At 52.7% G+C, this 13949-nt stretch carries 13 protein-coding genes; 4 read left to right on the top strand and 9 right to left on the bottom strand.

Features of this window, described 5'->3' with window-relative positions:
* Nucleotides 1-231: 231 nt before the first annotated feature.
* The 6 genes from ACR0DX_RS15980 to ACR0DX_RS15955 form a co-directional block, all read right to left on the bottom strand.
* Nucleotides 232-864, bottom strand: a complete 633-nt coding sequence (locus tag ACR0DX_RS15980; RefSeq protein WP_480846700.1) for a tyrosine-type recombinase/integrase — start codon at nt 862-864, stop codon at nt 232-234.
* Between the two features lie 177 nt (nt 865-1041).
* On the bottom strand, nt 1042-1800 hold the full coding sequence (locus tag ACR0DX_RS15975) for an SDR family oxidoreductase (protein WP_170355767.1): 759 nt from the start codon (nt 1798-1800) through the stop codon (nt 1042-1044).
* Nucleotides 1801-1818: 18 nt separating this feature from the next.
* Nucleotides 1819-2640: an ABC transporter permease gene (locus tag ACR0DX_RS15970; protein WP_170355768.1), complete on the bottom strand. Its 822-nt coding sequence runs from the start codon at nt 2638-2640 to the stop codon at nt 1819-1821.
* A gap of 7 nt (nt 2641-2647) precedes the next feature.
* Nucleotides 2648-3499 carry an ABC transporter permease gene (locus tag ACR0DX_RS15965; RefSeq protein WP_170355769.1) on the bottom strand — a complete coding sequence of 284 codons (852 nt, stop codon included), beginning with the start codon at nt 3497-3499 and terminating at the stop codon, nt 2648-2650.
* Nucleotides 3500-3537: 38 nt separating this feature from the next.
* Nucleotides 3538-4701: an ABC transporter substrate-binding protein gene (locus ACR0DX_RS15960; RefSeq protein WP_093962198.1), complete on the bottom strand. Its 1164-nt coding sequence runs from the start codon at nt 4699-4701 to the stop codon at nt 3538-3540.
* Nucleotides 4702-4735: 34 nt separating this feature from the next.
* Complete coding sequence (locus ACR0DX_RS15955) at nt 4736-5884, bottom strand: ABC transporter ATP-binding protein (protein WP_480846696.1); 1149 nt, start codon at nt 5882-5884, stop codon at nt 4736-4738.
* A 117-nt stretch (nt 5885-6001) separates the two neighbouring features.
* On the opposite strand from ACR0DX_RS15955, the gene ACR0DX_RS15950 reads away from it, so the two are divergent.
* The 3 genes from ACR0DX_RS15950 to ACR0DX_RS15940 all read left to right on the top strand — a co-directional run bounded on the left by ACR0DX_RS15950 (nt 6002) and on the right by ACR0DX_RS15940 (nt 10005).
* Nucleotides 6002-6757, top strand: coding sequence for a helix-turn-helix transcriptional regulator (locus ACR0DX_RS15950; protein WP_170343062.1), 756 nt, complete (start codon nt 6002-6004; stop codon nt 6755-6757).
* 236 nt (nt 6758-6993) lie between these two features.
* Nucleotides 6994-7197 carry a hypothetical protein gene (locus tag ACR0DX_RS15945; protein WP_058283652.1) on the top strand — a complete coding sequence of 68 codons (204 nt, stop codon included), beginning with the start codon at nt 6994-6996 and terminating at the stop codon, nt 7195-7197.
* 603 nt (nt 7198-7800) lie between these two features.
* Nucleotides 7801-10005, top strand: coding sequence for an adenylate/guanylate cyclase domain-containing protein (locus ACR0DX_RS15940; protein WP_480846694.1), 2205 nt, complete (start codon nt 7801-7803; stop codon nt 10003-10005).
* Between the two features lie 19 nt (nt 10006-10024).
* Here the strand turns inward: ACR0DX_RS15940 and ACR0DX_RS15935 are convergent, their stop codons facing one another.
* The gene (locus ACR0DX_RS15935; RefSeq protein ID WP_170356192.1) at nt 10025-10504 is read right to left on the bottom strand and encodes a YHS domain-containing (seleno)protein; all 480 of its coding nucleotides are present in this window, start codon (nt 10502-10504) and stop codon (nt 10025-10027) included.
* A gap of 14 nt (nt 10505-10518) precedes the next feature.
* Nucleotides 10519-11112: an ankyrin repeat domain-containing protein gene (locus ACR0DX_RS15930; RefSeq protein WP_170356191.1), complete on the bottom strand. Its 594-nt coding sequence runs from the start codon at nt 11110-11112 to the stop codon at nt 10519-10521.
* Between the two features lie 712 nt (nt 11113-11824).
* On the opposite strand from ACR0DX_RS15930, the gene ACR0DX_RS15925 reads away from it, so the two are divergent.
* Entirely contained in the window at nt 11825-13105 is a 1281-nt protein-coding gene (locus ACR0DX_RS15925; RefSeq protein ID WP_480846691.1) for a serine hydrolase domain-containing protein, read from the top strand.
* 79 nt (nt 13106-13184) lie between these two features.
* Here ACR0DX_RS15925 and ACR0DX_RS15920 read toward each other — a convergent pair whose 3' ends face one another.
* A complete protein-coding gene (locus ACR0DX_RS15920) occupies nt 13185-13886 on the bottom strand; it encodes a hypothetical protein (protein WP_480846689.1) in 702 nt (233 codons plus the stop codon).
* Between the last annotated feature and the right edge of the window lie 63 nt (nt 13887-13949).

Here is a 13949-nt window from a genome sequence, read left to right as displayed (position 1 = left end):
AAAGCGTATGTGACAAGAGCGGTTTGAACGGTCGGTAGCTCAATCCGTTGTCTGCATATTGAACGGCGTCCAACTCGCTGACCACGGAAATGCGCAGCGAAGGTTCAGTTTCCGCCCAAATTGATGAATGCTGCGTAGCGAACCAGTGTCCACTTTGGGCTCGAAGCAGACATTCGCTGCGGCTCACGCAAATGGCCGCTTTGGGCGCCCCCCGAAGGCGACCCGAAGTTGCTAGATTTCAATGTCTTCGGCGATTGCTAGCGCATCCTGCAGCTCGACGCCGAGATACCTGACGGTGCTGTCCATCTTCGTATGCCCCAACAGGTGCTGAACGGCGCGAAGATTGCCTGTCTTCTTGTAAATCTGGGTCATCTTCGTCCGCCTCATCGAATGCGTACCGTATGCGCTCGTCTCAAGACCGATCGATTTGACCCAATCGCGGACGATCCGCGCATACTGGCGGGTCGAGATATGCAGCCGCTCGTGGAAGCGGCCAGGGCAAAGGTACTCGGAGCAAACCATGAGCTCGTCTTCCATCCACTTCTCGACTGAGGCGCGTATGTCTTCGGAAATCTCAAAGCGAACAGGTTTCTGCGTCTTGCTTTGCAGGACGGAGGCGCGCTCCTTGATCAGACCTGATGCCATTGCATCGACGACTTTCATCTTCACCAGGTCACAGCGGCGCAGCTTGCTGTCGATCGCCATATTGAACAGCGCTAGGTCGCGGTGGTTTTCGGCCAATTCAAGTCGAACACGGATCGCCCAGACATGCTTAGGCTTCAGCGGTCGTTTCTGACCCACGATGCGGCCCTTGTTCCATGCGGGGCGAAGTGCGCGAATGGCTGGAAGGTTTGGTGTTTCCATGACTGATCCTCCGATCCGCCATGCCCTCCCGAAACGACAACCCGACACTGACGAGGCACCATATCACGGGGTTGCTGCGCGGCCTCTGAAGTCCGGAAGGAGCCCAAAGCGGACTGAAATGTGCTCGCCAAAAGGAATTGCGGCGATAGACATTCTCTTGAGCGGTCTAACCCATCACTAAATGCATTCACCGCCATCGATAACCAGGGCTTGCCCCGTCATAAAAGCGGATTCATCTGAAGCTAAATAGACGATCCCATGGCCAATCTCTTCAACTGTCGCCCATCGACTCATGGGGATCGCCTGCTCGATGTAGCTTTCCAGTTTGGCACGGCCTCCCATCTGCTTTTCGAAGCCTGCATTGAAAGGGGTGTCTACAAATCCTGGACATAGGGCGTTGAAACGGATTGCATTGACAGCGTAGTCGGCTGCCATCTGCCGGACCATCGCAACAGCAGCGTGCTTTGTAGTCGCATAGGCGATCATACCCCGGTCATATTGAACCCCAGAATTGGAGGCCGTGACGATCACGCTGCCTCCACCTTGTGATTTCATATGGGGGACGGCTGCACGCGCGGCAATGAAGTGAGCGCGGACATTCAATGCCCAAGAAGCATCCATTCCATCTGGTTCCACTTCTTCCAGCGTTCCTTCGATCTGCAACCCAGCGTGAGAGTGCAACACGTCAAGCCGACCGAAGTTTTTAACTGCTTCGTCTATGGTTCTGGTAAGGGCATCGTCATCGGTCACATCAAGCTGTATGGCAGATGCTTGATTTCCCTGCGCAACGATTGCGGCCACAGTGGCTTCAGCAAGTGTTGCATCGCGATCGGTTACCACAACATGCGCACCCTCTTGTGCCATTGTCATTGAACCCGCCCGACCAATTCCTGATCCCGCGCCCGTCACGAGCGCGACCTTACCTGCAAGCCGCATGTCACTTGGCTCCTTTATTTAACTATTCGATTTTGAGGCGCCTCGGCGCAAAAGCAGCTGCGCTGCTACGAGCAACAAGAGCGACGCGCCCATAACCATAGTGCCGATGGCATTGATCTCGGGTGTTACGCCGCGCCGGATGGATGAGAATATGTAGATTGGCAGGGTTGTTTCTGAGCCAGCTACGAAGAACGCGATGATGAAATCATCAAATGAGAAAGTGAAGCTGAGCAGGAAGCCTGCCAAAATTGCCGGTGCTATCAACGGCAGGGTCACCTGTCGAAAGGTGCCCCAGGGCGTCGCAAAGAGGTCAGCAGAAGCTTCCATGAGCGCGCGGTCCATACCCGATAGCCTTGCACGTACGATGATTATGACCAGCGCCATTGTGAACATGGTGTGTGCGGCGACAAGCGTGGGCATCCCCATGGAAAGTTGCGGGGGATTTGCTCCATCGGGCCATAGGCTTGCAAGAAGCGGGTTTAGCCAGCCGAATACGGTGACCAGGGCAATGAGTGTCGCGATGCCGATGACGATACCGGGTATCATTATCGCAATATAAATCATCGCATCAAACAAAGTTCGGAGCCATCCCTTAACCCCTTGTAAAGCGATAGCCGCCATGGTTCCGAGAGTGGATGCGAGGCAAGCAGTTATGAATGCCGCAAGCAGACTGGTCTCGAGCGCGTCCATTACAAATGGGTTGTTCAGCGCTTTACCATACCATTGGGTCGAGAACCCCATGAACTGACTTGCGTGTCGTCCGGCATTAAAGCTGAAAAGCGCGATGATGCCGATTGGAATATAGAGAAAAAGGTAGACGCAAATCGCGTATAAGCGCATCGGGCCCTCACATCAGCGAGACATCTTCGCGCTGGCCACCCAGGCGCGAGATGAATTTCATGTAAATTGAGACAGTGACAAGCATTACGACAACCAGAGTCATTGCGACCGCCGATCCGTACGCCCAGTTCCGAGACTGCAGGAACAGGTCCACCAGCGCATTTCCGACGAAAAAGACCTTTCCGCCGCCCAAGATCGCTGGGATCAGAAACTCGCCCATCAGCAAGATGAAGACCAGCATGCAGCCAGTTGCGATACCAGGTACCGACAAAGGAAGTGTCACCTGACGGAACGTACGCCATGGGGTAGAGCCGAGATCAGCCGATGCTTCCAGAAGGCGTTTATCCAGTTTGTCTAAGCTTACAAAAATCGGGAAAACCATCAGAGGTATATACCCATAGACAATCCCGACAAGCACAGCGAACGGCGTATTTATCAGGCGGATATCATCGATGCCGATCGACTCTAGTAAAGCGGGCAAGCCACGCCCCCCAAGGATGAAAATCCAAGCGTATGACCGGATCAGGATCGATGTCCAGAACGGCACGATCACTAGGATCAACAGCGAAGTTCTCCACTTTGGTGAACAACGCACTGCAAGAAAGTAGGCGAGCGGGTAGGCAATTACCAACGCAGCGATAGTCCCCAGAGGTGCAAGGATCAAAGTGTTCTTAAACGCCGTCCATCGCGCAGGAAGGTTGGCATATTGTTCCAACGTGAACGCTGGAACGTAGCCTCCGGCGGCACCCCGTTCGCCAAAGGAAAAGACGAAGACGACCAGCAGAGGAAGGGCTAGCATTACCAAAAGCCATATTCCTGCTGGAGCCAGCAACAGTGCTTTTCTGCCTCGTTCGGTCATTTTGTCCTCGTCTTTTCCGATATTGGCGGCCTTGCCGCTTAGGCCGACTTGAAGCGGGCGAGCAACTCGGCACGGTTTGGATCGGTTAGTGTAGCCGCCGCGCCGAACTCGAGTGCATTCAGAAGGTCAGCTGCCGGATAAAGGATCGGATCTTCCAGTAGTTCCTTCGGCAGCAACGCATTGGTGCGAGCATCAGCCGATGGATAGCCGTGAGCGAGGACTTCTTTCGCATTAACTTCCGGGTTCAGCAGGAAGTCGATCAACGCATAAGCGGCATCCATATGGGGTGCGCCCTTAGGAATAGCGTAGTAGTCGGACCAGAGTTCACCGCCCTCAGTTCCCAGAACGTAGGCGATTTCAGGCATGTCGACATTCATCTGCTTGCCGTCACCTGTCCAGCACATCGTCATCCAGGCGTCACCGTTACGCATCGGTGGCTGATAATCCGACGAGATTGCAAACAGATGCGGTTTGGCATCCAGCAACAATTTCTCGGCATCCGCCAGTTCCTTCTCATCGACCGAGTTAAAGGAGTAGCCGAAGTATTTCAGGGCATTACCGATGGTGGTGAGTTGGTAATCATGCACCATTGTCCGGCCTGAGTAACCTTCCATAGTAAGGTCCCAGAACTCTTTCCATGTGGTTGGAGTCGGAGCGCCGTCAAGCTTGCTGGTGTTCACTGCAAAGCCAGTCGTGCCCCAGTTTTTTGGGACCGCGTAAAGCTGGCCATCGACAGAACCGGCGTCGGAAAAGCGCTGTTCGAATGAACCTGCGTCGTAGTTTGGCAGTTTGGACGTATCGAGCGGGATGATCAGATCTTCACCCACATACGTAGTGATCGTGTAGTTGGTTGGAACGAAAACGTCCCAGCCAGACCCTCCAGCCTGTAGTTTTGCCAACATCTCTTCGTTCGAGCCAAAAACATTGACCTGAACATGGGCGCCAGTGGCTTCCGTGAAAGCTTCGAAGTTCATCTCGTCATGGTAGTTCGGCCATGTGGCGAGGATCACTCGGTCGCCAATGTCCCCGGCAGCAAATGCCGGGCGTGGACGCAACCCAGGAATGGCCGTGCCCAGAACGGCCGTTGCCATCCCAAGACCTGTCACGCCTAAGAAATGTCGCCGTGTAACCGAACCCTTTTGGTACCGGCGAAGCTCTTCCATGAACTTTTGCTTGGAAATAGTCCCATTATCCTTGGTCATTGTGAACCTCTCTGTTGTTGGATTGCGGGATTTGTTATTTTTCCAGGATCAGCAGTGCGCCTTCGCCCCATGAAACAAAGGCCTGCTCTCCTGCATTGAACGTCCCCTCGTTCAATTCCGCTTGCCTTGGCACAAGTACGTGGAAGTCACCCAGTGCTTCGTTGCGCGCAAGGTATTCTGTGTGCTCCCCAAGGAAGATCCGATTTTGAATGGTAACTGGCAGAGCGATTTCAGCTGTGGGTAGCGCGCGGGTCAGCGTGATCTGTTCAGGACGGATACTAACGCACACTTCCTGCCCTGCATCTATTGGAATTTCCGGAGTTCCGTGCACCTTTTGGCCACTCGCTAAACGCACAGTGATTTGGTCGGCTGCTGAGTCAGTCACAGTTGCATCGAAGAAATTTGAGGTACCTACAAATCCAGCCACGTATCGGCTGCGGGGCATGTCATAGAGTTCGCGTGGGCTGCCAACCTGCACAATACTGCCGCCTTCCATCACACAAATTCGGTCAGACATTGAAAGCGCTTCTTCTTGGTCGTGCGTGACGAGGACAAAAGTTATTCCCAGTTGTCGTTGCAGGTTCTGCAGTTCAAACTGCATTTCTTTTCGAAGCTTTCGATCCAGAGCAGCCATTGGTTCATCAAGCAGCAAAAGCTTGGGCTCGTTTACGATCGCACGCGCCAAAGCGACGCGTTGCTGCTGACCACCAGACATCTCCCAGATGCGACGTGGGCCAAACCCACCAAGACGGACAGTTTCCAGCGCTTGCTCAACCCTTGTCGTGATTGTTTGTTTGTCTACGCGTGGTCGTTGTTGGCGCAGGCCGTACGCGATGTTGTCGAACACGCTTAGGTGAGGGAAAAGAGCATAGTGCTGAAACACCATGTTGACCGGGCGATGGTGCGCATCTAAGTCGTTGACGACTTCTCCATCGAGCAACACCTGACCTTCGGTTGGCTTCTCGAAACCTGCCAACATTCTAAGCGCAGTGGTTTTGCCGCAACCAGATGGGCCTAAGAACGACAGGAACTCTCCTTTCCCAATGGAAAGATTCAGGTCTTTGGCGGCGACCACATTCCCGAAGGTCTTGGTCACTCCTCGGAGTTCCGCAATCGTCTGCATGGTGACGCTCATGTCAAAGCTCATATACTGCCGTTTTCCTTTTGCTTGATTTTTTGGCATTTGTTGGCATACCACTCAAACAAGAAAAAAGTAACAATAACTCGGAATAACTGTATATACCACAATTGGGGTATAGAGGTGCATTTCGAAAATCTGGAGCGGCGTGTGTACGATTGGATGGAAGAGGCCGGCAGGGTCGTGGAGAAGATCGGAACCCCAGAATTTCCATGTGCTTTGGCAGATGGCTTACGGCAGGTCGCACCATTTGATTTTACGGTGGTGTTTGGCCATGTCGGAACCGAAGCACCAATAGACCTTCACGACGATTTCCCCAAAAGCAAACGGCGTATTTTTGTTGAGGATTACCAAGCCGGGCCCTACGTACTTGATCCATTTTTTTTGGCCGCGACAAAACCAATAACACCGGGTCTGTACCGCATGCGCGATATCGCACCGGACAGGTTCTATCAGGGCGAATACTATCGCAGCTACTACAAAAGGACTGGGTTAGCAGAGGAGATTGGCTACTTTATCGATATCCCAGGCGCTGGGATGGTTGTGGTCTCGCTCATGCGAGCAGAGAAGCCTTTTTCCGCCAAGGAAATTCGTCATTTGCACGCTCTATGGCCGCTCGTTCGGGCAGCCTGTTGCAAACATTGGAGTGACTTTCCAACGATGGCCCGCGGCGCCGCAGCGAATGGCGTTAGTCGTCGCGTTGATCTAGCATTCCAGGCATTTGGCGATGGCGTTCTGACGCCACGAGAACGAGAAGTCGTTGAGTTCACATTGAAGGGCCATTCGGCAGAAGCTGTTGGCACAATTCTCGGCATCTCTCCAGGCACAGTCCGCATCCACAGACGCAACATTTACGCGAAACTTAGGATCAACTCGCAGGGTGAGCTTTTTTCAAAGTTCATTGAAAAGGCGCTTTAAAAGGTTCCTTGAACACCCACTTCATCCGTTTTGCCGACCTTGCTACCTTGTGACCCGGAAAACACCAAACATTTGGACGGCACTGTCTGATAGCCAAGGAACCCAAAGGGAGAGGGTTGGGACGCTCGGGACCCATGTCGGGCTAAATTAATAACCGAAAACGCTTTCGGGCCATTGTCTATCTAACCGGATCAGCCGTTTTAAATATGGCGTCAAGATACGAAAGGCAAAATTTCATGGACGCACCAGTTATCCAGTTGATTTTTATGCTCATCTTGCTGGTTGTCGTGATCTGGCTTTATATCCTGCCGATCACGATGGCAGGGCGGCGCAACCGATCCGGTTTGATCTGGTTCCTGATCGGTCTGGTTGGATCACCCCTTTTGGCTATTCTTTTGCTGCTGGCTCTAGGTGACGCACCCGAACAACCAACAACCTAATTTTGGGACGATACCATCTGACACTCAAAAGGGCTTAACCGGAGGGTATCTGGACGCTCGTGAGCCATAACGTCCTGCTCAGCATGCAATAAGGGTGCCAATTGAGACACTATACTTCCGGTAGTGAAGACAACTAGTCCTTCTCACTCTCCACAACCGTGTACTGTAAACCCAAGGTCGGCCGATTTGATTGGAGAACCACAGACCGCTTTGTCCGCACATGAGACATCGAGTAATTTTCAACGAATGACGGCTCTGCGGACAAAGCCGCCCGATGCTGGCGCAGCGAAAATAAAATCGATTGTTCGAAGGTGTCACGGTATCGCCCGCGACGGCGCAGCACGATTTCTCGATACCGGACGTTCAAATCATGCATTTGGGCCAAAACTTAATCAGGCCGTTCGCTTCGCTCGGATACAATGTTTCAAATGCGGAGCAAGCTGCCTTATGCTGCTGCGGAGACAACTGGCTTGTTGCGCCACCGTACCTTTGCAAACCAAGCACCCGCCCAGCCAAATATTTTTAGCGAGCGCAGTTTCCGTCACGTTTTTTTTAGTGTTAACTTCGCAGTACTGCCCGCATTTTGGAGGAGAGGGGCAAACCTTGGAACGCAGGCTTGCCGCCATATTCGCCGCAGACGTAGTCGGTTTCAGCCGTATGATGGCCGAGGATGAGGTGGGCACTTTCGAACGTTTGACCACGGTGCGCCATGACATCCTCACCCGTTTGATAGATGAAAAGAACGGGCGGATCGTCAAGCTTATCGGCGACGGACTGCTGGCCGAATTTGCAAGCGTTGTTGATGCAGTCGAGGCTGCGATCCAGATACAAGAGGCGGTTAAGGACAGAAACGACACCATTGATCCCCACCAGCGTATCGAATTGCGGATTGGTATCAACCTGGGAGATCTAATCATCGATGGCGACGACATTTACGGAGACGGTGTTAACATTGCGGCGCGCCTGGAACCCCTAGCTACGCCCGGAGGCATCTGCATCTCGCGCGAGGTTTACGAACACACGCGCGGCAAAGTCAGTAAGCCATTTGAATCTGCGGGTGTCCACCGGGTCAAAAACATACCTGAGCCTCTCACGGTATTTCGGATGGCGGACCCGAATGGCTCAAAATACACTTCACTGTCTCGCTTCAAAGTTCGAGGCGCTGTCACGGCGGTGGCCGTAATAGCGGTTCTTTCAGGTGCCGCTTTTATATTGCGTGATGGCATAGTTGCCCTTTTCGGCGGCGCTGAAAGTGAAATCATCGCGGCAGAGGACGGGCTGCCTTCTCTCGTCGTGTTGCCCTTTGAAAACCTCGGGCTGCCAGACGCGGAACGCTACATCGCAGATGGGCTCACGGACGATCTGATTACAGATTTCTCGAAAGTCGCCGGGCTGATGGTGATCGGCAGCAACACCGCGTTTTCCTATCGGGACCGGACAATCGACAGCAGGTCCATCGGTCGCGAGTTGGGGGTGGGCTATGTTCTCGAAGGCAGCGTGCGCAGAGCTGGAACTCGGCTTTTGGTCAACGCGCGGCTGACAGATGTGAGCAGCGGGCAGACAGTATGGGCCGAGCGGTTGGAGCGAGACGAAGCCGATATTTTCTCCATGGAGGCTGGCCTGATAAACGAGATCATTGATCAACTTGGTGTGGATGTGAGTGTATCCGAAAAGGAGCGGATCGAACGCCTACCTACAACGGATCTGGAAGCATATGACTTCTTTCTCAGAGCCGAAGAAGCCGCTCGCAGCGGCTTTCGGCCCAAGCTGCGCGAAGCGTTGAGCCTCTATTCGGAAGCAACCGCAATCGACCCGACTTTTGCCAGGGCATTCGCGGCACAGGCCCGCACCGAGGCATTGATCATGCGCCGCAACTATGACGATGTGCTGCCCTTTCCGGTCGCCCGGAAACGAGCCTACGAACATGCCGGTCGTGCCTTAGAAATTGATCCCGATGCGGCGATGCCTTTTGCAGTATTAAGCGAGTTGCAGACTGTGGATCGAAGGTATGAGGAAGCGATGCGCTCGGCGCAGCTTTCTGTCGAGAAGGCCCCCGGTGAAGCATCTGCCTATCTTGCGCTGAGCTTTGCGCAAACATTCTACGGACGACATGAAGAGGCGATCGAGAATTTCGAAACGGCTCTGCGTCTCAACCCACTATTGCCGGGCTATGCACGTCAGATCGCAAGCTTGTCCTATATTCTGACAGGGCGTCCCCAACGTGCCGTCGAAATCCTTGAGGAGATAAAAGGCAATTCTCAAGGTATTGAAGACTACTTTAACATCCTCGCTGCCGCCTATGGAGAGGCTGGCCAGACGCAAAAGGCGCAAGCAACTGCAGACGAGGTGGCCGAATTTGCTCCGCATACTTCGGCGCAACTCTACAAGGTCTTGTTTGCGCATTTTCGGAAGCAGGAAGAACTCGATCGGATCATTGATGCAATGTTGACTGCGGGCGTGCAGGAATGGCCCTTCGACTTTCAACCTGGCGCGCGCGAAAAGCTATCTGCCGACGCGGTTACCGCTCTGATCGATGGCAACGTATGGCAGGGAAACTTCGAAGGCCGCGGACCCGGCTTGATGCAGATTTCAGAGAACGGAAGTATGGCCTTGCGCGCATCCACATTGTTTGTCACTGGATCGGCATTTGTGAAAGATGACACATTGTGCTTGCAACAACCCGGTCTTTCGCTTGGTCGCCCGGCTTGTGGCATGGTCTACAAAAATGCCGAAGAAGAGGTCGGGGCGAGCGCGCCTTACAGCTACATCAACCCGCATATTCTGTTTCACTTTAGACCTGGCGGATGACCATCATCCGAGGTGCGCGTCAGTTGGAGTAATCCTTGGCTGCCAGCGGCTTGGTCTTCTCCCAATTCGCATCCGCCTTGGCGACCACCGCCTCCCCTTCTGGGTGGTCAAGCATTTCTGCTCCGGTCGGGTCCGATATAAAGTAAAGCTTCCCATCGATGATCCGCCAGGAATTTACTGGGTCGATATTTTCAGACGCGTTGGCCCCAAGGCCGACACCCAATGTGCAATACCCGCCGTATTGCGGAGCGTATTTGGTTGGGTCAGACTTAAACAGTTCGCGGTTCTCCGCGCTGTTGAAGTGCCATGGCGTGCCAAGCCAATCATATGCGAACTCACTTGACCCCTTTACCGCACGGCTTTCGGTGAAATAGGCAACAGTATCATAACCCTTGATTGCAACATCGCCGAAAGGCCCAGTGTTGATGGGCTCATCCGCCAGCGCACTCGTGGTCATGCCTGCAATAACCAGCCCGCTCATCAGAAGTCGAATGTTCATTTTTTGACCTTACCTTATGTGCCTGCCTCCAAACACAGGCGGTGAAATTCCGGGCCGAAGGCATCCGGCGGGGGGCATGTGGCTCCGTTCTGCTTCAGCAGCCCAACGATATCATAGTGTTTACGGAACATCGTTCGGATTAGAACCGAAAAGCCATCGTTATCGAGTGTCACAATATCCGCACCGTTGTCGAGCAGTAGCTCGATCATCTCGATATGACCCTCATCGGCCGCCATGAAGATGGGTGACTTTTCGGCCCTGTTGATGCGTCCATTCACGTCTGCGCCTTTAGCGAGAAGCAGCTGCGCTGTCTCAATCTTACCGCCGAAGGCAGCCGCGTGAAGTGGAGTGAAACCGCTGTGGTTACGCGCCATCACGTCAGCCCCTGCTTCGATCAGAGCCGCAGCGGTTTCGGTGTTTCCAGCCAACGAAGCAGCGATCAAAGGCGTAGCCTTGTTCGGCCCCCGCTCATCAACCGAGGTACCGCTTTCCAGCAGAGCCTTAACGGTCGCTGTATCGCCCTGCTTTGCTGCATCGAATAACTGACCTGCTTGAGCGGGCCCAAGTATAAAGAATGCAGTTGTAAAGATGGTAATAATCCAACGCATGGATCTACCTCCCCTGTTTGAAGTCTACAGTGAGCCGCTGTTCCGCGCAACGACGGCTTATTCGCTGCGGTGTTGAAGACGAATCCGATCGAGTGGGTTTAGTCCATGCAGCGGCCTCAGAGACAACGAGTGTTTTGTCCGCGATGGAGTCGTAGTGCCTCCGAATTTCGCCGCAGCAAGCATGAGTGGTTGGTCTTTAATCAGCGCCGCGGCGCTCCGGTTTACGAGAAGTAATGCTGCACCGGCGTGGTCTACTGGTCGAGAAGGTCTGCTTCGGGCTCAAGGCAGTCATCTGAGTCTTTTCGTCAGATGACGGCATAGGAACGGATAGCGGTCATTGCTGGTGGTCATTCCGAGAAAATTCGCCTGTAGGTCTGCATTGAACGGCAGCGGACGTTCGCTGAAATCTGCTGAACGGCAGAGTTGCGGACAAAGCCGCCTAATGCTCATCGCTTTCCGATTGCCGGTCTCACACCGAAGCGGACCTTCATTTCGAGCTATACATCCTCCGAGATGCGTACGAAGCGAACATTGTTCAAGGCGACTAACGCACAGTATCTGCCGTCCGTCGCTTGCGACTACTAAACTGTCCTACCAGAGATTAATTCGCAGTCGTCTGACAACCTCTGGCCCAAACACAAAGGGCTAGACACCAGATCTGAAGCGTGGCTGGATTGCTTAGAGATTGTCTAGTCGGACGGAGATTCCCAAAATGAAAAGAAGTGCAAACAAGCTGTTAGCGACTTCCGCTATTGCTATCGCTCTTTTGGCCTCCGGTGCGGCGCTTACTGCGTCCACGCAATCAGCAAGCGCAGAGGCTGGTTATTTCTGGGATGAAACCGTTGAATCTTTAGACAGAAGCCCATGGATATTTGAAGGCACGAATGTTTTTGGCGAATTAGCACGAGTTCCACCGTCAGATTGGGTACGTACTTTGAAAAAAGCGGCATACCCAACCGAGCTTGAGACTTTTGTTTTCACAGCTAGCAATAATGAAGAACAGAACATCAACGACTGGTTGCATCAAACGCATACCGATAGCTTTTTGATCTATCACGATGGCAAATTGGTCGCTGAAAAGTACTTCAATGGCATGAGAGCTGATACGCCTCACCGCATTCACTCGATCACCAAGACAGTGTTGGGTATGGCAGCAGGGCTGGCGGTTGAGGCGGGAGAACTAGATCCGAAAAAGCTGATCACCGAATACCTGCCAGAGTTGGAAGGCCCAGCATTCAAAAATACAACGGTTAGACATCTCCTTGATATGACCGCTGCTGTTGATTGGAAAGATGCGTCTAGCGGCTACTTAGACGATGCCGGTGATCTGTTCTGTGCGTTTGGTCAGGACCTCTCAGAAAAAGTAGAAGTTTGTGATACAGAGTCTGGCGTTAAGGAATACATGATTTCTCTGAGTGATCGCGAGACCTTGGTAGAAGACGGTGAAGTTTTTAATTACCGTTCAGTGCTATCTGCGCTGCTGGGTATGGTTATCGAGTCGGCGACCGGCGAGAGCTATTTGGATGTACTGGCCGAATTGTGGCAGGACATCGGTGCTCAAGACCCTGCATATAGCGAACTAGGGCCCAAAAGGATTGTGCAAACGAGTGGCGGGTTATTTACCAGCTCTCGTGACCTATTGCGATTTGGCATAATGATGCTGGACAACGGTAAGGTTAACGACACTCAAGTTATTCCTCCGGATTGGATAGCTGACACGATTAAAGCAAATGATGACGTTATCGCAGCTTATGAGAAAAGCGCATATGCGGAGGTGTTTGAAGGCTTCCACTACCGTAATCAAGTTTGGGTGAAAGATAGAGAAACAGGTGCGTTTTACGGTATCGGTGTCTATGGGCAGCTGTTGTACGTGAACCAAAAAGCCAATGTAGTTATGGTGAAGCTATCAAGCCAGCCAGACGTTCAAAACACACCTATGTACCTGGACTCGATGGTTGCGATGAAAGGCATTGCAGAGACTTTGAGTAAATGAATTTCAGATTATCTTAAAATAGTAAGCTGAGCCAAATGGCTCGGCTAATACTACGGAAAGACTTAACAGGGTCGTCGGGTTAGTACCGGGTGACCTCGACTGCGACCGCAGCAAACACCACACCAATCAAGAGAGCTTTTGTATTAACCGCCGAAAGGCTGGGTAGTTTAACCCGAAGAGACAGGGCTATTATCACACCCCCTGTTAACCCAGTCGCAATTGAATAGATCATGCTACTTTTGTCTGCGTTGAGACCGATCAATATGCCGACTGCAAGCGACGCGACAAAGTATGCGCGTAGCCATCCAGACATGTGTCCGGGGTGGGTCTTATAGAGAAAGATATTCACCCCAAACAAATGCAATGAATAGGCCAACGTTCCAACAGCGTACAGCTCAGGTGATGTTCCCGTCGTTTGCATGACGGTAATGGCAAGCAAGCAATTATAGGTTCCAAGTGCCACTGTGTCCAAGCCAAGCGACAACCTGTTATCGGCCCCCGTGTCGCGACTGGCTTCCAGCAAGTAGTAAATGAGAAATCCTAGGAGCGAATAACCGAACAGCGAGTTTTCCCATTTCCCATTTGCAGCCAAATCGGCCGACAATTCAACGATTTTTGGCAGTAAGAAAAGGAAAGCATAGCCAAGTCCGATCCCAGATGAAAAATCAGAAAGCCAGCCTGCTAGGGCGGGGAATCTCCGGTAAAAAGACACGCAGAAGACGTGAACAGTGCCGATGACTGCAATCGATGTTATCGCGAGGTATGTCGACGCGTCGAACACGGCTAAGATCCAATGATCACATTACAATTTGTATGAGACACCCCTTGGGAGCAAAAGCACAAC

It is taken from the genome of Ruegeria sp. D3 (genome assembly GCF_056534465.1).
Note: the sequence above shows the minus strand (reverse complement) of the source record. Positions and strands in the feature narration are given on the sequence as shown.

What these genes read in the sequence shown, in the direction of transcription:
- ACR0DX_RS15980 (WP_480846700.1), bottom strand. Translation starts at nt 864, where the DNA reads ATGGAAACACCAAACCTTCCAGCCATTCGCGCACTTCGCCCCGCATGG.
- ACR0DX_RS15975 (WP_170355767.1), bottom strand. Translation starts at nt 1,800, where the DNA reads ATGCGGCTTGCAGGTAAGGTCGCGCTCGTGACGGGCGCGGGATCAGGA.
- ACR0DX_RS15970 (WP_170355768.1), bottom strand. Translation starts at nt 2,640, where the DNA reads ATGCGCTTATACGCGATTTGCGTCTACCTTTTTCTCTATATTCCAATC.
- ACR0DX_RS15965 (WP_170355769.1), bottom strand. Translation starts at nt 3,499, where the DNA reads ATGACCGAACGAGGCAGAAAAGCACTGTTGCTGGCTCCAGCAGGAATA.
- ACR0DX_RS15960 (WP_093962198.1), bottom strand. Translation starts at nt 4,701, where the DNA reads ATGACCAAGGATAATGGGACTATTTCCAAGCAAAAGTTCATGGAAGAG.
- ACR0DX_RS15955 (WP_480846696.1), bottom strand. Translation starts at nt 5,884, where the DNA reads ATGCCAAAAAATCAAGCAAAAGGAAAACGGCAGTATATGAGCTTTGAC.
- ACR0DX_RS15950 (WP_170343062.1), top strand. Translation starts at nt 6,002, where the DNA reads ATGGAAGAGGCCGGCAGGGTCGTGGAGAAGATCGGAACCCCAGAATTT.
- ACR0DX_RS15945 (WP_058283652.1), top strand. Translation starts at nt 6,994, where the DNA reads ATGGACGCACCAGTTATCCAGTTGATTTTTATGCTCATCTTGCTGGTT.
- ACR0DX_RS15935 (WP_170356192.1), bottom strand. Translation starts at nt 10,504, where the DNA reads ATGAACATTCGACTTCTGATGAGCGGGCTGGTTATTGCAGGCATGACC.
- ACR0DX_RS15930 (WP_170356191.1), bottom strand. Translation starts at nt 11,112, where the DNA reads ATGCGTTGGATTATTACCATCTTTACAACTGCATTCTTTATACTTGGG.
- ACR0DX_RS15925 (WP_480846691.1), top strand. Translation starts at nt 11,825, where the DNA reads ATGAAAAGAAGTGCAAACAAGCTGTTAGCGACTTCCGCTATTGCTATC.